Origin of the sequence: Stutzerimonas degradans (genome assembly GCF_024448505.1) — a bacterium.
Classification (GTDB): Bacteria; Pseudomonadota; Gammaproteobacteria; order Pseudomonadales; family Pseudomonadaceae; genus Stutzerimonas; species Stutzerimonas degradans.
Genome location: NZ_JAMOHV010000001.1, coordinates 488182 through 511485 on the forward strand (window position 1 = coordinate 488182; position 23304 = coordinate 511485).

A 23304-nucleotide genomic window follows, 5' to 3' on the forward strand; every position below is an offset into this window, starting at 1 on the left:
CGAATCAGTGTGAGGCGGCGCGTCGTTGCTGCAGGTTGCGCCAGTGTTCGACGACCGGCTCGGGCGCCCATATCTGGGGTTCCGATGCCTGATAGTCGTCGGCCTGCTCGCGTTCGGCAACCCTCGCCTGCGCCAGCGTGAAGGCGTGCACGATGTCGACGGTCTGCTGCAGCGCCTCGGCGAACAGCGCGCGGCCGAAATAGGTGAAATCGCTTTCCTCCGAGCAGCCAAACGACACACGGTCGGCGCGCGCGGCGGTCATCACCAGCCGCCTCGGGTCTTTCAGCGGTTCGATGAAGCCGCCGGAATAGCAGGCGGAGATCACCACCACCTGGTTGCGCCCGGCCAGCGGGGCGAGCAGATCGGCCAGCTCCGGCGCGCTCAAGTCGTCCAGCCCCAGGCGTGGCTGCTGCAGGATCAGGTGGTGATCGGCGGTGCCGTGGCTGGTGAGGTAGATGAACACCAGATCCTCCGTGCCGCTGCGCTCGGCCAGGGTGGCCGCGGCGCGCGCCAGGTTTTCGCGGGTCGCCAGCGGACGATCGCCGAGGTGATCGCGGTGGTTGACCAGGCTGATCTGCCCGCGCGCGGCGAAGCGCTCGGCCAGCAGGCGCTGCACGTAGTCGGCCTCGCGCAGGAACACGCTCTGGCGACCGTCGCCGGCCAGCACCAGGCTGTACAGCTCCGCCGCCGGCGTGGACGCGGGAACCGCGGCAAGTGCCTGGTCGAGCAGCGCGCCCTGGCGCAGCAGGCCGATCTCGAGCGGGTCCGGCAGCCGCTTGCCGTGCTCGTCGCGCACGCGGCGGCCGTTGTGCCAGCTGCCGCGCTGCACGCTGCCGCTGGCGAGGGTCAACTGGCCGTCGCCGCTGTATTTGCCGTGACGAAAGCCACCGCGGTAGATGCTGCCGTCGGCACGTTCCAGCACACCGCTGCCGTGGTACTGCCAGCGGAGGAATTCGCCGCGATAGTGATTGCCATCGGCGCTGGTGTGGCGGCCGGCACCGGTGAGTTCACCGTGAGCGAACTGGCCTTCCCAGACATCGCCGCGGCCATCTTCGTAGCGACCCGCACCGTGGAAACTATCGTCGGCGAATGTGCCGCGATAGCGCTCGCCGTCCTCGGAAAGGTAGACGCCGTCGCCGTTGGGCAGGCCGTCGCGGAATTGCCCGCTGTACGAGCCGTCCGCATCGCTGCGCGTGCCGGTGCCGTCTGGCTGGCCGTTGGCGAAGCGGCCCTGATAGCGCACGCCGTCGGCGTATTCGAGGACGCCTTCGCCGTGATAGAGGTCGTTCTGGAATTCGCCACTGTAGCGGGCGCCGTCCTGGTTGAAGGTGCCCAGCCCGTGCATGCGGCCCTGGCGGAACTGGCCTGCATAGACGCCACCGGCGGCGTAGCTGAAGCGCCCCTCGCCGTGGAACAGGCCGTGTTCGAAGGTGCCTTCGTAGCGGTCGCCGTTGGCGCCGGTCCAGCGGCCCTGGCCGTGCCATTGACCGTCCTTGAACTGGCCGCGGTAACTGCTGCCGTTGGGGTAGTCGATGCGTCCCTCGCCCTGCAGCAGGCCATCCACCAGCGTGCCGCGGTAGCGCCCGCCGTCGGGCAGCACGGCATCTGGCGGCAGCAACGGTTCGCCGTCGCCGCAGGCGGCGAGCAGGCAGGCAAGGAGCAGGGGAGTCAGGTGACGCATGCGGGCATCCAGACGACGGAACGCCCGCAGTATGCCGCATCGCCTCAGACGAAGCAGAGTGCCAGCGATTGCGCGATATAGGCAGGTTTCTCCGCGCCTTCGATCTGCATCTCGGCGCGGGTCTTGAGCAGCCACTGGCCGGGGTTCTTCTCGTGGGCGTCGAGCAGGGTCGCGTGCAGGCGCACCCGCGAGCCGACCCGCACCGGCTGGATGAAGCGCAGGCTGTCCAGGCCGTAGTTGACTGCCATCTTGGTGCCCTGCGGCACCACCATGAGGTCTTCCATGAGCTGCGGCAGCAGCGAGAGTGAGAGGAAGCCGTGCGCGATGGTGCCGCCGAACGGCGTCTGCCGGGCCTTCTCCGGGTCGACATGAATGAACTGGTGATCGCCGGTGCACTCGGCGAAGTGATCGACGCGGCTCTGGTCGATGGTCAACCAGTCGGAGTGGCCGAGTTCCTTGCCGATGTAGTCCTTGAGTTCATCGAGCGGTACCTGGGGCATGGGGCGGTTCCTCTGCGGGACGTTTGTTGTCGGTGAAGATCAGCACGCACCCTCGGCCCGCGCAATCACCCATGACCGGGCGAATGGCGCGTCATAGCGAAGCCGCCGCTGCGTGAGGTGAGCAGTTGCGGCTTATACTCGCTGACATTTGCCGGAGGGGGCTCCCATGCTGCTGCGCGGTCTGACCTGGCTGGTGCTGTTCCAGCTGCTCGGCACGGTACTCAATGTGTTGCTGGTGCCGATGCTGCCGGGGCCGATCATCGGTCTGTTGCTGTTGTTCGCCGCGCTGCTGCTGCGCGGCAGTGCGAGCGAGTCGCTGCAGGTGGCGGCGAGCAGTCTGCTGCGCTATCTGCCGCTGCTGCTGGTGCCGCCGGCCGTGGGGGTGATGGTCTATACCGAAGCGATCCTGCAGGACTTCTGGGCGATCGTCGGCGTGCTGGTGATTTCCCTGCTGCTCTCGCTGGTGTTCACCGGCTGGTTGATGCAGGCGCTGATCCAGCGGCAGTCCCGCCGGCGGGAGGACGCATGACGACAATGCTCGACTGGCACGCCGCCTGGCAGGCGCTGATCCATCATCCGCTGTTCGGCGTCGGCATCACGCTCGCCGCGTTCCAGCTGTCGTTCGCCGCCTACGAGAAGACCCGCTGGGTGTTCCTGCAGCCGGTCCTGCTCTCGGCACTGCTGGTCATCGGCGTGCTGCTGCTGTGCGGGCTCAGCTATGCCGATTACGCCGACAGCGCGCAGCTGCTGACGGTCATGCTCGGCCCGGCGACGGTGGCGCTGGCGGTGCCGTTGTATCTGAATCTGCGGCGCATCCGCGAACTGTTCGCGCCCATCGTGATCACTCTATTGGTGGCCGGCGTCACCGCCACCGCACTGGGCATGGCGCTGGCCTGGCTGTTCGGCGCCGAGCGGATGATCCTCATGACCCTGGCGCCGAAGTCGGTGACATCGCCTATCGCCATGCTGGTGGCCGAGCAGATCGGCGGCGTGGTCGCGCTGGCGGCGGTGTTCGTGATGATCACCGGTGTGCTCGGGGCGATCTTCGGCCCCGCGCTGCTGCGCCGCTGTGGTGTGCACCATCCGGCGGCGCGCGGCATGGCCCTCGGCCTGACCGCCCACGCGGTGGGGACCGCCCAGGCGCTGCAGGAGAGCGACGAGTGCGGCGCCTTCGCCGCGCTGGCGATGAGTCTGATGGGCGTGATGACAGCGGTGCTGCTGCCGCTGGTGGTGACCCTGTTGCTGTGATGGAGCCTGCATGAAGCTGCCGCTGTTCCCGCTTGATACCGTGTTGTTTTCCGGCTGCACGCTGGATCTGCAAGTCTTCGAACCGCGCTACCTGGACATGCTCAGCGGCTGCCTGAAGGCCGGTCATGGCTTCGGTGTGGTGCATATTCTCGAGGGCAGTGAGGTCGGTCCGGCGCCGGCGGCGTTCGCCCGGATCGGCTGCGAGGCGCTGATTCGCGACTGGCAGCAGCAGCCCAACGGCCTGCTGGGCATTCGCGTCGAGGGCGGGCGGCGCTTCTGCGTGGAGTCTTCCGAGGTCCAGCGCGATCAGCTCAGCATCGCCGACGTGCGCTGGCTGGATGAACTCGCCGAGCGGCCGCTGGACGACAGCCATGCCGATCTGCTGGTGCTGCTGCAGGCGCTGGGCCGCCACCCGATGGTGGAAAATCTGGGCATGGGCGGCACGCCGGCCGGGCAGCGCGACCTCGCCGCGCAGCTGGCCTATCTGCTGCCGTTCCAGCCCCAACAGAAGCTCGACCTGCTGGCGCTGGATGCGCCGCAAGCGCAGCTCGAACTGATCCAGTCCCTGCTGGAAGCGCTGCAGGGCGAGCTGGTCGGCTAGAAGTACCGATACATCTGCATCGCCGTCGGCAGCGCCCAGAGTGAGAAGGCGCCCAGCAGGCCGAGGCACGCCGGCAGGATCAACCACCATGCGCGCGGCGACAGCGCCGGCAGCGGTGTGCGCCATTGCACCAGCGTCAGGCTGAGCGAGCAGAAGGTGGAGGCGAGCAGCGCGCCGGCCAGTATGTCGGTGCTCCAGTGCACGCCCAGATAGACCCGCGACAGCGCAATGGCGGTGGCCGGCAGCCCGGCCAGCAGCAGCCATGCCAGGCGTAGCCGTGGTGGTTGCTCGCGGCTGGCCAGCACGCCGAGGGTGAGGAACAGCGCGAACGCCGCCGAGCTGTGGCCGCTGGGAAAGCTGTAGCTGCCCAGCGGTTCGAGCAGTACTTCCGGCCGCACGCGGGCGAAGGTCGCCTTCAGAGCGCCGTTGGCCAGTGCCGTGCCGAGCAGCGTGGCGATGGCGAACAGGGCAGCGCGCCACTGGCGCAGGAACAGCAACAGCAGGCTCAGCAGCGCCGCGGCCCACAGCTGCGTGTGGAAGTCGCCCAGGCGGGTGATCAGCACCATGACACGGTCCATCGGCGCGCTGCGTTCGGCCTGGATCACTGTCAGCAGTCCTTCGTCGAACTCGCGCAGGTACGGCCAGCCGAAGAACAATCCAAGCAGGATCAGCGTGCTCAGCCCGGCGGCGACGGCGCTGACCCAGCGCTGGTGACGGAAGCTGCCGTGGATGATGGCGCCAATCAGCAGCACGATCGCGCCGAGGACGGCTCCCGCTTCGCCCCAGAAGCCCTCGGCCAGCGGCAGGCGCAGCGCCGCGCCCGCGGTCCAGCCGGGCAGCAGGTAGGCCATCGACCAGCCGGCCGCCGCCACCAGACTGACCAGCAGGAAGCGGCCGAACGGCATGTCGAGCATCCCCGCGGTCATCGGCAGCATCGGTCGCAGCGGGCCGATGAAGCGGCCGACCAGCAGGCTGGCGACGCCATAACGGGCGAAGTAGTGTTCGGCGCGTAGCAGCCATTCGGGATGGTGGCGCAGCCCCGGCAGGCGGCGGATGCCCTGGTGGTAGCGGCGCCCGAGGGCGTAGGAAATCAGATCGCCGAGCAGGCCGCCGACGAAGCCCAGCAGCAGCGTCTCGCTCAATGTCAGCGCGCCGCTGCCGGCGAGCATGGCGATGGCGAACAGCAGCACGGTCCCGGGGACCAGCAACCCGACCACCGCCAGGCATTCGACACAGGCGGCGATCAACAGCACCAGGCCAAGCCATTGCGGATGGGCGCCAAGCCAGGTCGTGAACGGGTCGAGCCACTGGCTCATGCGCGATTCCTTGTTCGGGTGAGGCCTTTTCGACCCGCCACTGACGGCGCGGGTTTCACCGCGCGGATGATAGCGATGCCATTACGCGCCGACGAGGCCGGCCCGTTCGCCCGACGCTGCTGTGCGGCGCGGGCTGGGGTGGCTATAATCAGCCGCTTTCCCTTTCGTCAGGCCAGCAAGACCATGACCGAGTCCGTGCTCGACTACATGACCCGCCTGGGCCGCGCCGCGCGCGACGCCTCGCGGGTGCTCGCGCGCGCCAGCACCGCGCAGAAGAACCGTGCCCTGCAGGCTGCCGCCGCCGCGCTCGACGCCGCGCGTGCCGAGCTGGTCGCCGCCAATGAACTGGATCTGGCCGGCGGCCGTGCCAATGGCCTGGACGCGGCGATGCTCGACCGCCTGGCGCTGACGCCCAAGGTGATCGACAGCATGATCGAAGGCCTGCGCCAGGTCGCCGCGCTGCCCGATCCGATCGGCGAAATCCGCGACATGCGCTACATGCCCTCGGGCATCCAGGTCGGCAAAATGCGCGTGCCGCTGGGCGTGGTCGGGATCATCTACGAGTCGCGGCCCAACGTGACCATCGACGCTGCCAGCCTGTGCCTGAAATCGGGCAACGCCACCATCCTGCGTGGCGGTTCCGAGGCCATTCATTCCAACCAGGCCATCGCGCGCTGCATCCAGCTCGGCCTGGCCGAGGCCGGCCTGCCCGCCGCTGCGGTGCAGGTGGTGGAAACCACCGACCGCGCGGCCGTCGGCGCGCTGATCGCGATGCCGGAATTCGTCGACGTGATCGTGCCGCGGGGTGGCAAGGGACTGATCGAACGCATCAGCCGCGATGCCCGGGTGCCGGTAATCAAGCACCTGGACGGCATCTGTCACGTGTATGTCGATATCGCCGCGGACGTCGACAAGGCGATCCGCGTCGCCGACAACGCCAAGACCCAGCGCTACGCGCCGTGCAACGCGATGGAGACGCTGCTGGTGCACCAGGGCATCGCCGAGTGCGTGCTGCCGCCGCTGGCCGCGATCTACCGCGAGAAGGGCGTCGAGCTGCGCGGCTGCGAGCGCACCCGGGCGCTGCTCGGTGGTGACGTGCTGGCAGCCAGCGAAGAAGACTGGTCCACCGAGTACAACGCACCGATTCTGTCGATCCGCATCCTCGATTCGCTGGATGAGGCCATCGAGCACATCAACCGCTACGGCTCGCAGCACACCGATGCGATCATCACCGAGAACTTCACCGATGCGCGGCGCTTCCTCACCGAAGTCGATTCCAGCTCGGTGATGGTCAACGCCTCGACGCGCTTCGCCGACGGCTTCGAGTACGGCCTGGGGGCGGAGATCGGCATCTCCACCGACAAGCTGCACGCGCGCGGGCCGGTCGGCCTGCACGGTCTGACCAGCGAGAAGTACGTGGTCTTCGGCGACGGTCACGTCCGTACCTGATGCGCCACGGCAGCGGCGCGCGGCGCATCGGCATCCTCGGCGGTACCTTCGATCCGGTACACATCGGCCACCTGCGCGGCGCGCTGGAGGTGGCCGAGATGTTCGGTCTCGACGAGTTGCGGCTGATCCCCAATGCGCGTCCGCCGCACCGCGAAACGCCGAGCTGCTCGGCCGAGGACCGTCTGGCGATGGTCCGTCTGGCTGTTGCCGATCTGCCGCCGCTGTGCGTCGATGCCCGCGAGCTGGAACGGGCGAAGCCGTCCTACACCATCGAGACGCTGATCTCGCTGCGTGAGGAGTTGGCGACCGACGACCAGCTGCTGCTGATCGTCGGCTGGGATGCGTTCTGCGGGCTGCCGACCTGGCATCGCTGGGAGGAGCTGCTCGACTACTGCCACATCCTCGTGCTGCAGCGGCCGGATGCCGGCAGCGAAGCGCCGCAGGCGTTGCGCGATCTGCTTGCCGCGCGCAGTGTTTCCGATCCACAGGCACTGGCCGGCGCTGCCGGGCAGATCGCCTTCGTCTGGCAGACACCGCTGGAGGTGTCCGCCACACAGATTCGTCAATTGCTGGCCAGCGGCAAGTCGGTGCGTTTTCTGGTACCCGACGCCGTTCTGGCTTACATCAACGCGCACGGACTCTACCGGGCGTCGAACTGAGGTTGTTTTCACGTTATGCAAACTGAAGCTTTGGTCCAGCTGGCGGTCGCCGCGCTGGAAGATTTGAAGGCCCAGGACATCGTCACCATCGATGTGCGCGGCAAGACCAGCGTCACCGACTACATGGTGATCGCCAGCGGCGGCTCCAGTCGCCAGGTCAAGGCGCTGGCCGACAACGTGCTGGAGAAGGTCAAGGAACAGGGCGTGCGGCCGCTGGGCAGCGAAGGCCTGGAAGGCGGCGAGTGGGCCCTGCTCGACCTGGGCGACGTGGTGGTACACGTCATGCAGGTGCCGACCCGCCAGTTCTACGATCTCGAACGCCTGTGGCAGGGCGCCGAACAGAGCCGCGCGCAGCACAGCCACGATCCGGAGTAACCCGTGCGGATCAAGCTGATCGCCGTCGGCTCGAAGATGCCGCGCTGGGTGGAGGACGGCTGGCAGGAATATGCCCGCCGCCTGCCAGCCGAGCTGCCGCTCGATCTGGTGGAGATTGCGCTCAACACCCGTGGCAAGAACGCCGATGTGGCGCGCCTGATCCGTCAGGAAGGCGAGGCGATGCTGGCCAGGGTGCAGCCGGGCGAGCGTATCGTCACGCTGGAGGTGCACGGCAAGCCGTGGAGCACCGAGCAGCTGGCGGCGGAGCTGGAGCGCTGGCGGCTGGATGCGCGCAACGTCAACCTCATGGTCGGCGGCCCGGAAGGGCTGGCGCCGGAGGTGTGTGCGCGCAGCGAGCAGCGCTGGTCGCTATCGCCGCTGACACTGCCGCATCCGCTGGTGCGGATTCTGGTGGGCGAGCAGATCTATCGTGCCTGGACGCTGCTGTCCGGCCACCCCTATCACAAGTAGTCCGACGACCGATCCATGCCGCAACCGATCCCCCTCAAGGACCACGAAAAGGATGCCCTGCTGGTGCGCAGTCGCGCGCTGGTCGGCATTGTCGTGGTGGTGTTGCTGATCGGTGTGCTGGTGGCGCGCATGTACTACCTGCAGGTGGTGCAGTTCGAGCACCATTCGACGCTGTCGGAAAACAATCGCGTGCACGTGCAGCCGATCCCGCCCAACCGCGGGCTGATCTTCGATCGCAACGGCCGGGTGATCGCCGACAACCGCCCGAGTTTCAGCCTGACGGTCACCCGCGAGCGCGCCGGGCAGGACTGGCGCGGCGTGCTCGACCGGGTGGTCGAGGTGCTGCAGCTGCCGGCCGAGGAGCGCGAGCTGTTCGAGAAGCGCGTGCTGCAGGGACGCCGGCCGTTCGAGCCGGTACCGATCATGTACGAGCTGACGGAAGAGCAGATCGCGCGTATCGCGGTGAACCAGTTCCGCCTGCCCGGCATCGAGGTGTCGGCGCAGCTGGTGCGGCACTATCCGCAGGGCCCGCACTTCGCCCACTCGGTCGGCTACGTCGGGCGGATCAACGAGAAGGAGCTGCAGTCGCTCGATCCGGTGAACTACAGCGGCACCCATCACATGGGTAAGACCGGCATCGAAAAATTCTACGAGGACGTGCTGCACGGCCAGGTTGGCTACGAGGAAGTCGAAACCAACGCCCGCGGTCGCGTGCTGCGCGTGCTCAAACGCACCGATCCGATTCCCGGCAAGGACCTGACGCTGACCCTTGACCTCAAACTGCAGGAGGCCGCCGAGGCCGCGCTCGGCGGCCGGCGCGGGGCGATCGTCGCGCTGCTGCCGGACAGCGGCGAGGTGGTGGCGATGGTCAGTCAGCCGAGCTTCGATCCCAACCTGTTCGTCACCGGCATCAGCTTCAAGGCCTATGGCGAGTTGCGTGACTCGATCGATCGGCCGCTGTACAACCGCGTATTGCGCGGTCTCTATCCGCCCGGCTCGACGATCAAGCCGATGATGGCGATCGCCGGGCTGGATGCCGGTGTCATCACGCCGACCAGCCGGGTGTACGACCCGGGCTATTACCAGCTGCCCAACGTGAAGCACAAATACCGCAACTGGAATCGCGGCGGCGATGGCCCGGTGGATCTGGAAGTGGCGATCATGCGTTCCAACGACACCTATTTTTACGACATGGCGCACAAGCTGGGCGTCGATCGTATGCACGACTACATGACCCGTTTCGGCCTGGGACAACGCGTGGCGCTGGACATGAACGAGGAAACCGCCGGACTGATGCCGTCGCGCGAATGGAAGCGTGCGCGTTATCGCCAGGCCTGGTATCCGGGAGAGACGGTCATTCTCGGCATCGGCCAGGGCTACATGCAGGCCACGCCGCTGCAGCTGGCGCAGGCGACCGCGCTGATGGCCACGCGTGGCAAATGGATTCGCCCGCACCTGGCCAAGCGCATCGGCGACCAGCCGCCGGTCGATCCGAATCCGCTGCCGGACATCGAGCTGCGCGATCCGAAGTTCTGGGACTATTCGATCCGCGGCATGGAGCAGGTGCTGCACGGTGCCCGCGGCACCGCGCGCAAGGTCGGCGACAGCGCCGCCTATCGCATCGCCGGCAAGAGCGGCACGGCGCAAGTGGTGGCGATCAAGCAGGGCGAGCGCTACGACAGCGGCAAGCTCAACGAGCGTCACCGCGACCATGCGCTGTTCGTCGCCTTCGCCCCGGTCCATGATCCGCAGATCGCCGTGGCGGTGATGGTGGAGAACGGCGAGTCGGGCTCAGGCGTCGCTGCGCCGGTGGCCAAGCAGGTCATGGATGCCTGGCTGCTGGATGAGAACGGTCAGCTGAAGGCCGAGTACGCCGCGCCGACCACCACGGACGCCAAGACGCCATGAACAGCAATTTCGACCGTACCCTGTCTCGCGAAGACGTCATGCGCCGGCGCGCCAGCCTGTTGCAGCGGTTGCACATCGATGCGCAGCTGTTGTTGCTGTTGCTGCTGTTGGCCGCCGGCAGTCTGTTCATCCTCTATTCGGCCAGCGGCAAGAACTGGGATCTGCTGCTCAAGCAGGCCTCGTCCTTCGGCCTGGGCCTCGGCGCCATGCTGGTCATCGCCCAGCTGGAGCCGCGCTTCATGGCGCGCTGGGTGCCGCTGGGCTATCTCGCCGTGGTGGGACTGCTGCTGGCAGTGGAGTTCATGGGGCATACGGCGATGGGCGCTACGCGCTGGATCAACATCCCTGGGGTGATCCGCTTCCAGCCCTCGGAATTCATGAAGATCATCATGCCGATGACCATTGCCTGGTATCTCGCGGCGCGCCCGCTGCCGCCACGCTTCAAGCACACGCTGATTAGTCTGGCGCTGATCGTGGTGCCGTTCGTGCTGATCGTGAAGCAGCCTGACCTGGGTACCGCGCTGCTGATCCTCGCCTCCGGTGCCTTCGTGCTGTTCATCGCAGGTCTGCGCTGGAGCTGGATCATGGGCGCGGCCGCGGCTGTGGTGCCGATTGCCGTGGCGATGTGGTACTTCGTGCTGCACGATTACCAGAAGCAGCGGGTGCTGACTTTCCTCGATCCGGAGAGCGATCCGCTGGGTACCGGCTGGAACATCATCCAGTCCAAGGCCGCCATCGGCTCGGGTGGCGTGTTCGGCAAAGGCTGGCTGCTGGGCACGCAATCGCACCTGGATTTTTTGCCGGAAAGCCACACGGACTTTATCATTGCGGTCCTTGCCGAGGAGTTCGGCATGGTCGGCGTCTGCCTGTTGCTGCTGGTGTATTTGTTGCTGATTACCCGCGGTCTGGTGATCACCGTGCAGGCGCAGACGCTGTTCGGCAAACTGCTGGCCGGTGCGCTGACGATGACCTTTTTCGTTTACGTCTTCGTCAACATCGGTATGGTCAGCGGGTTGCTGCCGGTGGTGGGCGTGCCGTTACCCTTCATTAGCTACGGCGGAACTTCACTGGTAACCCTGCTGTCAGGGTTCGGGGTTTTGATGTCGATCCACACCCATCGCAAGTGGATCGCCCAGGTTTGACGAGAGTGTATTTCTTGACTTCATTACGGCGTGGCTGGACGGCGCGAATCCTCTGCATGGCAGGAATCTTCTGGGCTGCGAGCGGGCAGACGGCTCTCGCCGCCGATTACCAGGGACCGAACGTGGACGAGTTCGTCGCCGAGATGACCCGCGATTACGGTTTCGCCAGCGAGCAGTTGCTCGACCTGTTCGCCCAGGCCGAACGCAAGCAGGCGATCCTCGATGCCATCTCGCGGCCGGCTGAGCGGGTCAAACCGTGGAAGGAGTACCGGCCGATCTTCATCACCGACTCGCGGATCGCCCAGGGCGTGGACTTCTGGCGGCAGAACGAGGAGGCGTTGGCCCGTGCCGAGCAGGTTTACGGCGTGCCGGCCGAGGTAATCGTGGCAATCATCGGCGTGGAAACCTTCTACGGCCGCAACACCGGCAACTACCGGGTCATCGACGCGCTGTCGACGCTGGGCTTCGATTATCCGCCGCGCCAGCCGTTCTTCCGCCAGCAGCTCAAGGAGTTCCTCCTGCTCGCGCGTGAGGAACAGGTCGATCCGCTCACGCTCAAGGGCTCCTACGCCGGCGCGATGGGCCTGCCGCAGTTCATGCCGAGCAGCTTTCGCGCCTATGCGGTGGATTTCGACGACGACGGGCGCATCGATATCTGGAGCAACCCGGTGGATGCTATCGGCAGCGCGGCCAGCTACTTCAAGCAGCACGGCTGGGCCAGCGGCGAACCGGTGGTGGCACGCGCCGAGGTCGACGGCGAGCGCGTCGCCGAGGGCCTGAGCCCCGGCCTCGATCCGGTGAAAAGCGTGGCCGAGCTGCGTGAGCTGGGCTGGACGGCCGCTTCTCCGGTTGCCGATGATACGGCGGTCACCGCCTTCCGCCTGGAGGGTGTCGAGGGCGACGAATACTGGTTGGGGCTGCCCAACTTCTACGTCATCACCCGTTACAACCGCAGCGTGATGTACGCGATGGCCGTGCATCAGCTGTCCGAGGCGTTGGCTGCGGCGCGAGGGCAACAACCATGACGCGTACCACAGCGCTACTGGCGCTCGGCCTCGCCGGCGTGCTGCTCGCCGGCTGCTCTTCATCGCCGACGGCGCAGGCGCCCGCGCGCAAGCCAGGCATCAGCGGCCCGGGCGATTTCAGCCGGCCGAGCAAGGATGGCGCGCCCTGGTGGGATGTCGACGTGTCGCAGATTCCCGATGCGACGCCGATGCCGCACTACGGGCCGGTCAAGGCCAATCCCTATACCGTGCTGGGCAAGACCTATTTCCCGATGAGCGACGGCCGCCGCTACTCCGCGGTCGGCACCGCCTCCTGGTACGGCACCAAGTTTCACGGCCAGCCCACCGCCAATGGCGAGAAGTACGACCTGTATGGCATGAGCGCGGCGCACAAGACCCTGCCGCTGCCCAGCTACGTCAAGGTCACCAATCTGGACAACGGCCGTAGCGTGACGCTGCGGGTCAACGACCGCGGACCGTTCTACTCCGATCGGGTCATCGACCTGTCCTTCGCCGCGGCGAAGAAGCTCGGCTATGCCGAGACCGGCACGGCGCGGGTCAAGGTCGAGGGGATCGACCCGCAACAGTGGTGGGCCGCACAGGGCAAGCCGGTGCCGCTGGTCATGGCGCAGGCTCAGGCAGCCGCACCCAAACCCGCCAGCACCCTGGTGCAACCCATCGAACAGTACACGCCGCCGCCGCAACAGCACGCCGCCGCGGTGCTGCCGGTCGAGCTGGAGCGCTCGCCCGACGCCGTACAGTCCTCGGGACTGTTCCTGCAGGTTGGTGCGTTCGCCAACCCGGACGCCGCCGAACTGCTCAAGGACAAGCTGAGCGGCGTGGTCTCCGCGCCGGTGTTCATCAGCTCGGTGGTGCACAACCAGCAGACCCTGCACCGCGTCCGCCTCGGCCCCATCGGCAGCGCCGACGAGGCGTCGCAGCTGGAGCAGAGCGTGCGCCTGGCCAATCTCGGGCAGCCCCGCCGGGTGCAGGCCGATTGAGCCGCCGTCGCAGCGCGAACCCCTGTCTTACCTGAAACCAATTCGAGAAACGGATGAACATCAAGACTTGCATGCCTCGCTTCATAGTTCTCGCCTTGCTGGCGATTGTCACCACTGCCGCCTCGGTGGCCTGGGCGGCTCCCGCCATCCCGTCGCCGCCGCAGCTGGCAGCCAAGTCCTACATGCTGATGGACGCGGCCAGCGGCAAGGTGCTGATTGAAAGCAACAGCGACGAGCGCCTGCCGCCCGCCAGCCTGACCAAGCTGATGACCGCCTACATCGCCACACTGGAGATCCAGAAAGGGCAGATCAGCGACAGCGATCTGGTGACCGTCAGCGAGAAGGCCTGGCGCACCGGCGGTTCGCGCATGTTCATTCAGGTCAATACCCAGGTTTCGGTGGACGACCTGCTGCACGGCATCATCATCCAGTCGGGCAACGATGCCAGCGTGGCGATGGCCGAGCATATCGCCGGCAGCGAAGAAGCCTTCGCCGACATGATGAACACCACGGCGCAGCGCCTGGGCATGAGCAACACCCACTTCATGAACGCCACCGGCCTGCCGGACCCGGAGCACTACTCCTCCGCCCATGACATGGCCAAGCTGGCGCGCGCGATCATCTACCAGGACCCGGCGCACTACGCCATCTACGCGCAGAAGGAATTCTTCTGGAACAACATCAAGCAGCCCAACCGTAACCTGCTGCTGTGGCGCGACAAGACCGTCGACGGTCTGAAGACCGGCCATACCGAAGAGGCTGGCTACTGCCTGGTGGCCTCGGCCGTGCGCGACGGTATGCGCCTGATTTCCGTGGTGTTCGGCACCGACAGCGAGCAGGCCCGCGCCGCCGAAACGCAGAAACTGCTGACCTACGGCTTCCGCTTCTTCGAGACCCGCACCTTCTATCAGAAGGGTGTCGAACTGGCCCAGCAGCAGGTCTGGAAAGGTCAGCAGAGCCAGGTCAAGGCCGGCCTCGCCGAGGACCTGACGCTGACCCTGCCGCGCGGCCAACTGGACAAGCTCCAGGCCAGCATGAGCTTCAACGACACGCTGATCGCACCGATCAGCCAGGGCCAGGTGGTCGGCAAGGTCGAGGTCAAACTTGGCGAGGAAGTGCTGCACAGCGCCGATCTGGTTGCGCTGGAAGCGGTAGAAGAAGGTGGGCTGTTCCGTCGTGTTTGGGATAGCATTCGCCTGTTCTTCTACAGCCTGTTCAACTGACAACGCGTCGGCACGTCAGCGCCTATCCCGCGCGGGCGTGCCTGCGGATCACGAGTCCGTCGCCATGACCGATAACCACAGCGAACCTACTGCGCCGAAAATCGAATTTCCCTGCGAGCGTTATCCGATCAAGGTGATCGGCGAGGCCGGCGAGGGCTTTCGCGAGCTGGTGCTCGAAGTGATCCAGCGCCATGCGCCGGACTGCGACGAGACCACCCTAGTCACTCGCGACAGCCGCAACGGGCGCTTTCTCTCCGTGCAGGTGCTGATCACCGCCACCGGCGTCGAGCAATTGCAGGCGATCCACGTCGATCTGCGCGCCACCGGCCGCGTCCATATGGTGCTGTGATGGATGCCGAGGTGCTCGGCATCCGCGAGCTTGGGCTGATCGACTACCAGACGGCCTGGCAGGCCATGCAGCGTTTCACCAATCAGCGCGGCCCGCAGACCGGCGACGAGCTCTGGTTGCTGCAGCATCCCCCGGTGTTCACGCAGGGCCAGGCCGGCAAGGCCGAGCACGTGCTGTTTCCCGGCGACATTCCGGTGGTGCAGGTCGATCGCGGCGGGCAGGTGACCTATCACGGTCCGGGGCAGCTGGTCTGCTACCTGCTGATCGATGTCCGCCGGCGCGGCATCGGCGTGCGCGCGCTGGTCAGCCATATCGAACAGAGTCTGGTCGATCTGCTGGCCAGCTACGGTGTCGCCGCGCTGGCCAAACCGGATGCGCCGGGTGTATATGTCGACGGCGCCAAGATCGCCTCGCTCGGCCTGCGCATTCGCAACGGCCGCTCCTTCCACGGCCTGGCGCTGAACGTGGACATGGACCTGGAACCCTTCCGGCGCATCAATCCCTGCGGTTATGCGGGGCTGGCGATGACACAGCTGCGCGATCTGATCGGGCCGGTGGACTTTTCCGAAGTCGTCGGCCGACTGCGCACGCAACTGGCCCGGCACCTCGGATACGCGCAACAGAAGACCCTCGCGGGCGGAATCGAAAACATATGAGCACTGTTGATACGGCGGGCAAGCGCCCGGCGAAGGTTGAGGCTGGGGTCAAACTGCGTGGCGCTGACAAGGTCGCGCGCATTCCGGTGAAGATCATCCCCACCGACGAGTTGCCGAAGAAGCCCGACTGGATCCGCGTGCGCATCCCGGTTTCGCCCGAGGTCGACCAGATCAAGAGCACCCTGCGCAAGCACAAGCTGCACAGCGTCTGCGAAGAGGCCTCCTGCCCGAACCTGGGTGAGTGCTTCTCCAGTGGCACCGCGACGTTCATGATCATGGGCGATATCTGCACGCGGCGCTGCCCGTTCTGCGACGTCGGCCACGGCCGGCCCAACGCCCTGGACCCTGACGAGCCGAAGAACCTGGCCCAGGCCATCGCTGACATGCGCCTGAAATATGTGGTGATCACCTCGGTGGACCGCGATGACCTGCGCGACGGCGGCGCTCAGCATTTCGCCGACTGCCTGCGCGAAATCCGCAAGCTGTCGCCGAACATTCAGCTGGAAACGCTGGTGCCGGACTATCGCGGACGTATGGACATCGCCCTCGACATCACCGCCAGCGAGCCGCCGGATGTGTTCAACCACAACCTGGAAACCGTGCCGCGGCTGTACAAGTCGTCCCGCCCTGGCTCGGACTTCGAGTGGTCGCTGGACCTGCTGGAGAAGTTCAAGCAGCGCGTGCCGGGTGTGCCGACCAAATCCGGGCTGATGCTCGGCCTCGGCGAGACCGACGAGGAAGTCATCGAAACCATGCAGCGCATGCGCGAGCATGACATCGACATGCTGACCCTCGGTCAGTACCTGCAACCGTCGCGCAGCCACCTGCCGGTGCAGCGCTTCGTGCATCCGGACACCTTCGCCTGGTTCGCCGAGGAAGGCATGAAGATGGGCTTCAAGAACATCGCTTCCGGCCCGCTGGTACGCTCCTCGTACCACGCCGACCAGCAGGCGCACGCCGCCAAGGACTGATGCGCCCCGAGCCGCCCCGGCGTGACGCCGGGCGGTTCGCCCCTCTGCGCCGTCGCCGAGAGTCATCCACGCGGTTTGGCACGTCTTCCCCAGCGCAACGGTATCTGTTTCTGTTTGCCGTTGCGCTTGGCAAGAAAATTGCGTCATTTCGCCGCATTAGACTTTGGTCTATAGTGCCCCGCGTCTGACATCACAAGGCCGAGGGCCACCGCACATGAGTTATCCCCAGCTGAAGAACCTGCTCGATGATCTGGACGCCGCCAAGGTTGAATGCGACGCCATGAGCCGCCTTGTGGTGACACGCCTGGCGCGTCAGCACATCCCCTATCAGGCGATGCTGGGGCAGGTCGAGCTGGACGGTAAGGTGCTTTCGCCGCACTTCTGGGTCGAAGCCGATGGCTGTGTGATCGATTACCGTGCCCGCCAGCGCCTCGGGGGTGACGAACGCGCGCCGCACGGCGTGGTGCCGCGCGAGGCAGTGCAGGCACGTTACGCCGGTCACCAGGTGGTGATCGATCCGCTGCCGGACTACCTCTACGAAGTAGCCGTCAAGCACTGAGCACGGCTGTCGAAACGCAAAAAACCCTGCTCCGGCAGGGTTTTTTGTGGCTGGCGTTCGCCGATTGGTTGGTCGATTGACAGCCGCATGGCCGCCGCAGGCGTTATGGCCGGTCGCGCAGGCGCCCCAGTAGTTCCTGACTGGGATGGCCATCCGCCGGCCAGCCCAGCTGCTGCTGGAAGCCACGAATGGCTTTGCGGGTATTGGCGCCGATGATGCCGTCCGGCGTGCCGGGATTGAAGCCCTGGCGATCCAGTCGCTCCTGCAACTCCAGGCGCTCGGAGCGGCTCAGCGGCTGCTCGCCGCGCGGCCAGGAGGCTGCAATCTGGCCGCTGCCTTGGAAGCGTTCGCCGAGCAGGCCGATGGCCAGCGCATAGGCCGAGGAGTTGTTGTAGCGCAGGATGGCGCGGAAGTTGTCCAGCACCAGGAATGCCGGTCCGCGGTGACCGGCAGGCAGCAGCAGGCTCGCGCTGCGCTCGTCAGAGCCAGCCGGTAGGCCGCGCAGGCCCAGACGGCTCCACTCGCCGAGCGTTTTGCGCAACTCCATGTCGGCCAGCGCATAGTCGAATGTCTCCGGCAGGCGCACCTCGAAACCCCAAGGCTGGCCCTGCTGCCAGCCGGACGCCTGCAAGTAATGCGCGGCCGAGGCCAGAGCATCGGCCGGGCTGTTCCAGATGTCGCGGCGGCCGTCGCCGTCGAAATCCACCGCGTGGGTGTTGTAGGTGGTCGGAATGAACTGGGTCTGGCCCATTGCGCCGGCCCAGGAGCCACGCAGTTGTTCGACGGGAATATCGCCGCTCTCGAGGATTTGCAGTGCCGCGATCAGCTGGCTCTTGGCGAACTGTGGCCGCCGGCCCTCATGCGCCAGAGTGGCCAGCGAGCGGATCACCGACTTGTCGCCCTGGATCTGGCCGAAGCTGCTCTCCAGTCCCCAGACCGCGACCAGTGCCTGACGGTCCACGCCGTAGCGTGCCTCGATGCCCTGCAGCGTCGCGGCGTGTTCAGCGAGCAGCCGCTTGCCGTTGCGCACGCGCTGATCGGAGAGCGCGCCGTCGAGGTACTGCCAGACCGGTCGGGTAAATTCGGGTTGGCTGCGATCAGCGGCGATGACGCTGGCGTCGGGCGTTACCCCGGCAAATGCGCGATCGAACAGCTGCGGCGAGATGCCGGCGGCGAGCGCCTCGGTGCGAAAGGCCTCGCGCCATTCGCTGAAGCTGAGCGGCGTGCTGACGATATTCGCCGCGCTGGCCTCAGGCGCGGTGATCGCCTGGGGACTGGTTCCCGAGGCGGCGCGGGCCAGTGGCTCGGCGGCGCAGGCAACGATCAGGCTCAGGCCGGCTGCGGTGACTAGCGTGCGCAACAGCAGGACGGGAACGAAGGGGAAAAACATGCACAACTCTCGGGGACCGTGTCGTAGGTCGCAAACCTTAACACGCTTTGCCTGGCTTGGTTTTTCAGCCTGCCAGAAGGACCGAAGCCTCCCAGTGGGAGGCTTCGCGGCGGTAGCTGCCTTTGCCTTTTTTCGGCGTTTCCTGGCGGCTGCGGAACAGCGGTTGGGCAATCAGGCGCTTGGCCTTGTTGGTGTGCTTCGTGCTCTCGCTCATGGTATGCCCTCGTGTCGTGGGAGCAGGCGAGCGCATCATAGGCGTTGTGCAAAAAATGTCCAGTGGCTGGGCTGGCGAACGCTCAGGCGAGCCCGAAACGCTTGCCGGCCAGGCGCAGGCACAGTTGGGAAAGGCCGATCCAGGGATCGCCCTCGGCTTGCCCCTTGACCTGAGCATCGATCTGCTGCGCCTCCACCAGCATCTGGTTCCAGGCGGTTGCGCCGTGGCGTTGCAGCGCCTTGCTCAGCAGCGGACGGCGCTTGTCCCACACAGGCGGACGGGCCTGCGCGAAGGCGCGTTCCAGCGGCGTGCCCTGGCTATACTGCATGGCGAGGTTGGCCAGCAAACGCAACTCGCGGGCCAGCGCCCACAGAATCACCGGCGCTTCCACGCCTTCGCCGCGCAGGCCCTCGAGCATGTGCAACGCATGGGCGGCCTGACCGTGCAGCGCCGCGTCGATCAGGCCGAAGACGTCATAGCGGGCGCTGTCGGCGACAGCGGCCTGCACAGTCGCGGCATTGATCTGGCCACCCTCGGCCAACAGCTTGAGCTTTTCGACTTCTTGCGCGGCGGCCAGCAGGTTGCCTTCGACCCGCGCGGCGATCAGTTCGATGGCTTCCTGGTCGGCGGATAGGCCGGCCTGTGCCAGTCGCTGGCGAATCCATTGCGGCAGCTGCGTCGCTTCCACCGGCCAGATCTGCAGGAACTGGACGTCCTTGCCGTCGATCAGCGCCTTGGCCCACTTGGTCTTCTGCGTGCTGCCGTCGAGCTTGGGCAGGCTGATCAGCAGTACCGTGTCTTCGGCCGGGCGGGCGAGGTATTCGAGCAGTGCTGCGGCGCCCTTGTCGCCAGGCTTGCCGTTGGCGATGCGCAGTTCGAGCAGGCGCTTTTCGGCGAACAGCGAAAGGCTGGCACCGGCTTCGATCAGCTGGCTCCAATCAAAGCCGCTTTCAGCGTGGAATACCTGGCGCTCGCTGAAGCCCTGTGCCCGAGTCGCCGCGCGGATCGCGTCGCCGGCTTCCTGGCAGAGCAGGTGCTCGTCGCCGCTGACCACGTAGACCGGGGCCAGCGTGCCTTGCAGGTGCTTGGCGAGCTGCGCAGGGGCGAGTTTCATGTGGGCAGATGCGGGGACGTTGCCGTCCCCGTGGCATTACTGAATGGGCAGTTCGATGGGCGACTGCTGCGGCCGCGCATCCTGCGCGCGCCGTGCCGCTTCGACAGCTTCGGCTTCGGCACGGGCCTTGGCTTCGGCCTCCTGCTGCAGGCGGTCGAGTTCGCCGGGGGTGATGCGCTGGATGCGCATGACCAGTTGCTGCAGCAGTTCGCGGCGCATTTCCTGGCGCAGCTGGTCGCCTTCCTGGCTCGAGCCGATCAGGTTGTTGCTGTCGTGCACATAGACCTTCTGCACCTCGACGCGATCCTCCAGCAGCAGGCGATCCTGCGGGCCGCGGAACTGGTAGTCGAGGGTGCTGGTGAGCTCGTACTCGGCGCTGCGTGCCGAGCTGGTATAGCTGGCGGTGCGCTGACGGGTCTGCTCGTTGGCCAGGTTGAGGCTGTACTTGGCGCCAGGATGGACGCGAACGTCGTTGCGCTCGAGCAGCGTCTGCAGCTCGCGAACGGTGTCGCCGTAGCTGTTGCGTGCCTGCAAGTCGAGTTCCTTCAGGCCGAACTCCACATCGCCGGTGCCGCGCAGCTGGAAGCCGCAGGCGCTCAATAGCAGCGTCAGGCCCAGCACTACCAGATTGCCCTTGTTCATCTTGTATCCCCATTGCAGGCCAGGCGCAGGCGCCTGGACCGGATCAGTTTGCGACGATATTGACCAGCTTGCCCGGCACCACGATGACCTTGCGGATGGTTAGGCCTTCGGTGAAGCGCAGTACGTTTTCGTTATCGCGGGCGGCGGCCTCCACCTCTTCGCGGCTGGCGCTGGCCGGCACTTCGATCTGGCCGCGCAGCTTGCCGTTGACCTGCACCACCAGGGTCAGGCTGTCCTGCACCAGGGCGGCTTCGTCGACCTTGGGCCACTGCGCATCGATGATCGCGCCGCTCTTGCCCAGCTGCAGCCAGAGTTCGTGGCAGATGTGCGGGGTGATCGGTGCGAGCAGCAGGGCGACGGCCTCCAGGCCTTCCTGCAGCAGGGCACGGTCCTGTTCGCTGGCGGTCGGCGCCTTCTCCAGCACGTTCATCAGCGTCATCACCTGGGCGATGGCGGTGTTGAACTTGTGGTGCTGGCCGACATCGGTGCTGGCCTGCTTGATCGCCAGGTGAATCGCGCGGCGCACGGCCTTCTGTTCGTCGTTCAGCGAGGCCACATCCAGCGCACCCGGCAGCCCGGCGCTGACATGCGCGTGGGCCAGACGCCAGACGCGGCGCAGGAAGCGGCTGGCGCCTTCGACGCCGGAGTCGGACCATTCCAGGCTCATGTCCGGCGGCGAGGCGAACATCATGAACAGGCGGCAGGTGTCGGCGCCGTAGGCATCGATCATCGCCTGTGGGTCAACGCCGTTGTTCTTCGACTTGGACATCTTCTCGGTGCCGCCGATTTCCACCGGCAGGCCGTCGGTCTTCAGCTTGGCGCCGATGACCTTGGCCTTGGCGTCGCGTTCGACCTCGACGTCGGCCGGGTTGAACCAGTCCTTGCCGCCGTTTTCCAGGGTGCGGTAGTAGGTTTCGGCAACCACCATGCCCTGGGTCAGCAGGTTCTTGAACGGCTCGTTCGACGACACCAGGCCTTCGTCGCGCATCAGCTTGTGGAAGAAGCGCGCGTAGAGCAGGTGCAGGATGGCGTGCTCGATGCCGCCGATGTACTGATCCACCGGCAGCCAGTGGTTGGCTGCCTGCGGGTCGACCATGCCCTTGTCGTAGTTCGGGCTGGCGTAGCGGGCGAAGTACCAGGACGACTCGACGAAGGTGTCCATGGTGTCGGTTTCGCGCTTGGCCGGTGCGCCGCACTTCGGGCAGCTGCACGCGTAGAACTCGGGCATCTTCGCCAGCGGCGAACCGGCGCCATCCGGCACCACGTCTTCAGGCAGTACGACCGGCAGCTGGTCTTCCGGCACCGGCACGTCGCCGCAGCTGTCGCAATGGATGATCGGGATCGGGCAGCCCCAGTAGCGCTGGCGGCTGATGCCCCAGTCGCGCAGGCGGAATTGGGTGCGGGCCTGGCCGAGGCCCTTCTTCTGCAGGGCCACTTCGATGGCGTCGAAGGCACCTTCGAAGTCCAGGCCGTCGAAGATGCCGGAGTTGATCAGCTGACCATGTTCGCCGTAGGCGTCCTGCCAGGGCGCGGGCGTCTCGTCGCCGGCACTGGTGCGCACCACCGGCTTGATCGGAAGGCCGTACTTGCTGGCGAATTCGAAGTCGCGCTCGTCATGCGCTGGCACGGCCATGACCGCACCCTCGCCGTAGTTCATCAGCACGTAGTTGGCGACCCACACCGGCAGCAGCTCCCCGGTCAGCGGGTGCTGCACGCGCAGGGAAGTGGCCAGGCCTTTCTTCTCCTGGGTGGCGATATCGGCCTCGGCGACGCCGCCGCGCTTGCACTCGTCGATAAAGGCCTGCAGCTCGGAATCGTTCTGCGCCGCCAGGGTGGCCAGCGGATGTTCCGCTGCAACGGCCACGTAGGTGGCACCCATCAGGGTGTCGGGGCGGGTGGTGAAGACCTTCATCAGGCCTTCGCTGCCAATGCTGGCGACGTCGTAGGGGAAGCTGATCTCCATGCCGCGCGACTTGCCGATCCAGTTGCGCTGCATGGTCTTGACCTGTTCCGGCCAGCCGTCCAGCTCGTCGAGGCTGCTCAGCAGCTCATCGGCGTAGGAGGTGATCTTGAAGTAGTACATCGGGATTTCGCGCTTCTCGATCAGCGCGCCCGAACGCCATCCGCGGCCGTCGATAACCTGCTCGTTGGCCAGCACGGTCTGGTCGACCGGGTCCCAGTTCACCGTGCCGTTCTTGCGGTAGATCACGCCCTTTTCGAACAGCTTGGTGAACAGCCACTGCTCCCAGCGGTAGTAGTCCGGCTTGCAGGTGGTGACTTCGCGCGACCAGTCGATGGCCAGGCCCAGCGATTTCAGCTGGGTCTTCATGTAGGCGATGTTCTCGTAGGTCCACTCGGCCGGCGCGACGTTGTTCTTCATCGCCGCGTTCTCGGCCGGCATGCCGAAGGCGTCCCAGCCCATCGGCTGCAGCACGTTCTTGCCTTGCATGCGCTGGTAGCGGGCGATCACGTCGCCGATGGTGTAGTTGCGCACGTGGCCCATGTGCAGCTTGCCGCTGGGGTAGGGGAACATCGACAGGCAATAGAAGGTGTCCTTGCCGGGCTGCTCACTTACTTCAAAGGATTTCTGCGCGTCCCAGTGGGACTGCGCGGCGGCTTCGATCTCGCGGGGCTGATACTGTTCGTGCATGGCTACTGGCGTTGGGATGGGGGCTGGCTCTCCGCGAATGCACAGGCTCGGCTGGCAGGTCCGGCGGGGCGGGACAGCAGCCGCGAAGCGGTTGCAGGCGGAGGGCATGGAAGCGCCGTAGCATACATGACCCCCCGCAGCCTAGGGAAACCCGATTTGCCCCCCAGCCGCGCACTGCCGT

Annotated in this window: 24 protein-coding genes; 16 read left to right on the top strand and 8 right to left on the bottom strand. The window is 66.2% G+C overall.

Annotated elements, in window-relative coordinates:
• Nucleotides 1-4: 4 nt before the first annotated feature.
• Nucleotides 5-1681, bottom strand: coding sequence for a C13 family peptidase (locus NAV27_RS02290; protein ID WP_102827875.1), 1677 nt, complete (start codon nt 1679-1681; stop codon nt 5-7).
• Between the two features lie 44 nt (nt 1682-1725).
• The gene (locus NAV27_RS02295; protein WP_102827874.1) at nt 1726-2181 is read right to left on the bottom strand and encodes a MaoC family dehydratase; all 456 of its coding nucleotides are present in this window, start codon (nt 2179-2181) and stop codon (nt 1726-1728) included.
• 166 nt (nt 2182-2347) lie between these two features.
• On the opposite strand from NAV27_RS02295, the gene NAV27_RS02300 reads away from it, so the two are divergent.
• From NAV27_RS02300 to NAV27_RS02310, 3 genes are read left to right on the top strand one after another with little or no spacing between them, the layout of a single operon-like run.
• Entirely contained in the window at nt 2348-2710 is a 363-nt protein-coding gene (locus NAV27_RS02300) for a CidA/LrgA family protein (RefSeq protein WP_008569636.1), read from the top strand.
• Nucleotides 2707-3429, top strand: a complete 723-nt coding sequence (locus NAV27_RS02305; protein ID WP_102827873.1) for an LrgB family protein — start codon at nt 2707-2709, stop codon at nt 3427-3429. Before NAV27_RS02300 ends, NAV27_RS02305 begins: the two co-directional genes overlap by 4 nt.
• A 10-nt stretch (nt 3430-3439) precedes the next feature.
• Nucleotides 3440-4030 carry an LON peptidase substrate-binding domain-containing protein gene (locus tag NAV27_RS02310; protein WP_102827872.1) on the top strand — a complete coding sequence of 197 codons (591 nt, stop codon included), beginning with the start codon at nt 3440-3442 and terminating at the stop codon, nt 4028-4030.
• On the opposite strand, the gene NAV27_RS02315 is transcribed toward NAV27_RS02310, so the two are convergent.
• Nucleotides 4027-5346, bottom strand: a complete 1320-nt coding sequence (locus NAV27_RS02315; protein ID WP_102827871.1) for a bifunctional DedA family/phosphatase PAP2 family protein — start codon at nt 5344-5346, stop codon at nt 4027-4029. The genes NAV27_RS02310 and NAV27_RS02315 overlap by 4 nt on opposite strands.
• Nucleotides 5347-5529: 183 nt before the next feature.
• Between NAV27_RS02315 and NAV27_RS02320 the strand changes: the two genes are divergently transcribed.
• From NAV27_RS02320 to NAV27_RS02380, 13 genes are all read left to right on the top strand, one after another.
• Complete coding sequence (locus tag NAV27_RS02320; RefSeq protein WP_102827870.1) at nt 5530-6795, top strand: glutamate-5-semialdehyde dehydrogenase; 1266 nt, start codon at nt 5530-5532, stop codon at nt 6793-6795.
• Nucleotides 6795-7454: a nicotinate-nucleotide adenylyltransferase gene (gene nadD / locus NAV27_RS02325; protein WP_102827869.1), complete on the top strand. Its 660-nt coding sequence runs from the start codon at nt 6795-6797 to the stop codon at nt 7452-7454. Before NAV27_RS02320 ends, nadD begins: the two co-directional genes overlap by 1 nt.
• A gap of 15 nt (nt 7455-7469) precedes the next feature.
• Entirely contained in the window at nt 7470-7829 is a 360-nt protein-coding gene (gene rsfS, locus NAV27_RS02330; RefSeq protein WP_003286539.1) for a ribosome silencing factor, read from the top strand.
• A 3-nt stretch (nt 7830-7832) separates the two neighbouring features.
• Nucleotides 7833-8300 carry a 23S rRNA (pseudouridine(1915)-N(3))-methyltransferase RlmH gene (gene rlmH / locus NAV27_RS02335; RefSeq protein WP_102827868.1) on the top strand — a complete coding sequence of 156 codons (468 nt, stop codon included), beginning with the start codon at nt 7833-7835 and terminating at the stop codon, nt 8298-8300.
• Nucleotides 8301-8315: 15 nt separating this feature from the next.
• Complete coding sequence (gene mrdA, locus NAV27_RS02340; RefSeq protein WP_102827867.1) at nt 8316-10208, top strand: penicillin-binding protein 2; 1893 nt, start codon at nt 8316-8318, stop codon at nt 10206-10208.
• Nucleotides 10205-11350: a rod shape-determining protein RodA gene (gene rodA / locus NAV27_RS02345; RefSeq protein ID WP_008569644.1), complete on the top strand. Its 1146-nt coding sequence runs from the start codon at nt 10205-10207 to the stop codon at nt 11348-11350. Before mrdA ends, rodA begins: the two co-directional genes overlap by 4 nt.
• Before the next feature lie 56 nt (nt 11351-11406).
• Entirely contained in the window at nt 11407-12375 is a 969-nt protein-coding gene (mltB, locus tag NAV27_RS02350) for a lytic murein transglycosylase B (RefSeq protein ID WP_102827866.1), read from the top strand.
• Nucleotides 12372-13355, top strand: a complete 984-nt coding sequence (locus NAV27_RS02355; protein ID WP_102827865.1) for a septal ring lytic transglycosylase RlpA family protein — start codon at nt 12372-12374, stop codon at nt 13353-13355. The genes mltB and NAV27_RS02355 overlap by 4 nt, the downstream gene beginning before the upstream one ends.
• Before the next feature lie 53 nt (nt 13356-13408).
• Entirely contained in the window at nt 13409-14578 is a 1170-nt protein-coding gene (locus tag NAV27_RS02360) for a D-alanyl-D-alanine carboxypeptidase family protein (protein WP_102827864.1), read from the top strand.
• A gap of 64 nt (nt 14579-14642) precedes the next feature.
• Complete coding sequence (locus NAV27_RS02365; RefSeq protein ID WP_008569648.1) at nt 14643-14927, top strand: DUF493 domain-containing protein; 285 nt, start codon at nt 14643-14645, stop codon at nt 14925-14927.
• Nucleotides 14927-15583 (top strand): lipoyl(octanoyl) transferase LipB, encoded by a 657-nt coding sequence (lipB, locus tag NAV27_RS02370; RefSeq protein ID WP_102827863.1) that lies wholly within the window; start codon nt 14927-14929, stop codon nt 15581-15583. Before NAV27_RS02365 ends, lipB begins: the two co-directional genes overlap by 1 nt.
• Nucleotides 15580-16554: a lipoyl synthase gene (gene lipA / locus NAV27_RS02375; RefSeq protein ID WP_008569650.1), complete on the top strand. Its 975-nt coding sequence runs from the start codon at nt 15580-15582 to the stop codon at nt 16552-16554. Before lipB ends, lipA begins: the two co-directional genes overlap by 4 nt.
• A gap of 214 nt (nt 16555-16768) precedes the next feature.
• A complete protein-coding gene (locus tag NAV27_RS02380) occupies nt 16769-17113 on the top strand; it encodes a hypothetical protein (protein ID WP_008569651.1) in 345 nt (114 codons plus the stop codon).
• Nucleotides 17114-17216: 103 nt separating this feature from the next.
• On the opposite strand, the gene NAV27_RS02385 is transcribed toward NAV27_RS02380, so the two are convergent.
• From NAV27_RS02385 to leuS, 5 genes are all read right to left on the bottom strand, one after another.
• Entirely contained in the window at nt 17217-18503 is a 1287-nt protein-coding gene (locus NAV27_RS02385) for a lytic murein transglycosylase (protein WP_102827862.1), read from the bottom strand.
• 64 nt (nt 18504-18567) lie between these two features.
• The gene (gene arfA / locus NAV27_RS02390; protein ID WP_102827861.1) at nt 18568-18717 is read right to left on the bottom strand and encodes an alternative ribosome rescue factor ArfA; all 150 of its coding nucleotides are present in this window, start codon (nt 18715-18717) and stop codon (nt 18568-18570) included.
• Nucleotides 18718-18799: 82 nt separating this feature from the next.
• Complete coding sequence (holA, locus tag NAV27_RS02395; protein ID WP_102827860.1) at nt 18800-19831, bottom strand: DNA polymerase III subunit delta; 1032 nt, start codon at nt 19829-19831, stop codon at nt 18800-18802.
• A gap of 36 nt (nt 19832-19867) precedes the next feature.
• On the bottom strand, nt 19868-20473 hold the full coding sequence (locus tag NAV27_RS02400; protein WP_008569655.1) for an LPS-assembly lipoprotein LptE: 606 nt from the start codon (nt 20471-20473) through the stop codon (nt 19868-19870).
• A 43-nt stretch (nt 20474-20516) separates the two neighbouring features.
• Nucleotides 20517-23123, bottom strand: a complete 2607-nt coding sequence (leuS, locus tag NAV27_RS02405) for a leucine--tRNA ligase (RefSeq protein WP_102827859.1) — start codon at nt 23121-23123, stop codon at nt 20517-20519.
• Between the last annotated feature and the right edge of the window lie 181 nt (nt 23124-23304).

Bases quoted from the DNA above. Each gene is read 5' to 3' on its own strand.
- arfA (WP_102827861.1), bottom strand. From the start codon at position 18,717: ATGAGCGAGAGCACGAAGCACACCAACAAGGCCAAGCGCCTGATTGCC.
- NAV27_RS02290 (WP_102827875.1), bottom strand. From the start codon at position 1,681: ATGCGTCACCTGACTCCCCTGCTCCTTGCCTGCCTGCTCGCCGCCTGC.
- NAV27_RS02295 (WP_102827874.1), bottom strand. From the start codon at position 2,181: ATGCCCCAGGTACCGCTCGATGAACTCAAGGACTACATCGGCAAGGAA.
- NAV27_RS02360 (WP_102827864.1), top strand. From the start codon at position 13,409: ATGAACATCAAGACTTGCATGCCTCGCTTCATAGTTCTCGCCTTGCTG.
- holA (WP_102827860.1), bottom strand. From the start codon at position 19,831: ATGAAACTCGCCCCTGCGCAGCTCGCCAAGCACCTGCAAGGCACGCTG.
- NAV27_RS02300 (WP_008569636.1), top strand. From the start codon at position 2,348: ATGCTGCTGCGCGGTCTGACCTGGCTGGTGCTGTTCCAGCTGCTCGGC.
- rodA (WP_008569644.1), top strand. From the start codon at position 10,205: ATGAACAGCAATTTCGACCGTACCCTGTCTCGCGAAGACGTCATGCGC.
- rsfS (WP_003286539.1), top strand. From the start codon at position 7,470: ATGCAAACTGAAGCTTTGGTCCAGCTGGCGGTCGCCGCGCTGGAAGAT.
- leuS (WP_102827859.1), bottom strand. From the start codon at position 23,123: ATGCACGAACAGTATCAGCCCCGCGAGATCGAAGCCGCCGCGCAGTCC.
- NAV27_RS02355 (WP_102827865.1), top strand. From the start codon at position 12,372: ATGACGCGTACCACAGCGCTACTGGCGCTCGGCCTCGCCGGCGTGCTG.
- mltB (WP_102827866.1), top strand. From the start codon at position 11,407: ATGGCAGGAATCTTCTGGGCTGCGAGCGGGCAGACGGCTCTCGCCGCC.
- NAV27_RS02320 (WP_102827870.1), top strand. From the start codon at position 5,530: ATGACCGAGTCCGTGCTCGACTACATGACCCGCCTGGGCCGCGCCGCG.
- NAV27_RS02310 (WP_102827872.1), top strand. From the start codon at position 3,440: ATGAAGCTGCCGCTGTTCCCGCTTGATACCGTGTTGTTTTCCGGCTGC.
- NAV27_RS02315 (WP_102827871.1), bottom strand. From the start codon at position 5,346: ATGAGCCAGTGGCTCGACCCGTTCACGACCTGGCTTGGCGCCCATCCG.
- NAV27_RS02385 (WP_102827862.1), bottom strand. From the start codon at position 18,503: ATGTTTTTCCCCTTCGTTCCCGTCCTGCTGTTGCGCACGCTAGTCACC.
- NAV27_RS02400 (WP_008569655.1), bottom strand. From the start codon at position 20,473: ATGAACAAGGGCAATCTGGTAGTGCTGGGCCTGACGCTGCTATTGAGC.
- NAV27_RS02305 (WP_102827873.1), top strand. From the start codon at position 2,707: ATGACGACAATGCTCGACTGGCACGCCGCCTGGCAGGCGCTGATCCAT.
- lipB (WP_102827863.1), top strand. From the start codon at position 14,927: ATGGATGCCGAGGTGCTCGGCATCCGCGAGCTTGGGCTGATCGACTAC.
- nadD (WP_102827869.1), top strand. From the start codon at position 6,795: ATGCGCCACGGCAGCGGCGCGCGGCGCATCGGCATCCTCGGCGGTACC.
- mrdA (WP_102827867.1), top strand. From the start codon at position 8,316: ATGCCGCAACCGATCCCCCTCAAGGACCACGAAAAGGATGCCCTGCTG.
- lipA (WP_008569650.1), top strand. From the start codon at position 15,580: ATGAGCACTGTTGATACGGCGGGCAAGCGCCCGGCGAAGGTTGAGGCT.
- NAV27_RS02380 (WP_008569651.1), top strand. From the start codon at position 16,769: ATGAGTTATCCCCAGCTGAAGAACCTGCTCGATGATCTGGACGCCGCC.
- NAV27_RS02365 (WP_008569648.1), top strand. From the start codon at position 14,643: ATGACCGATAACCACAGCGAACCTACTGCGCCGAAAATCGAATTTCCC.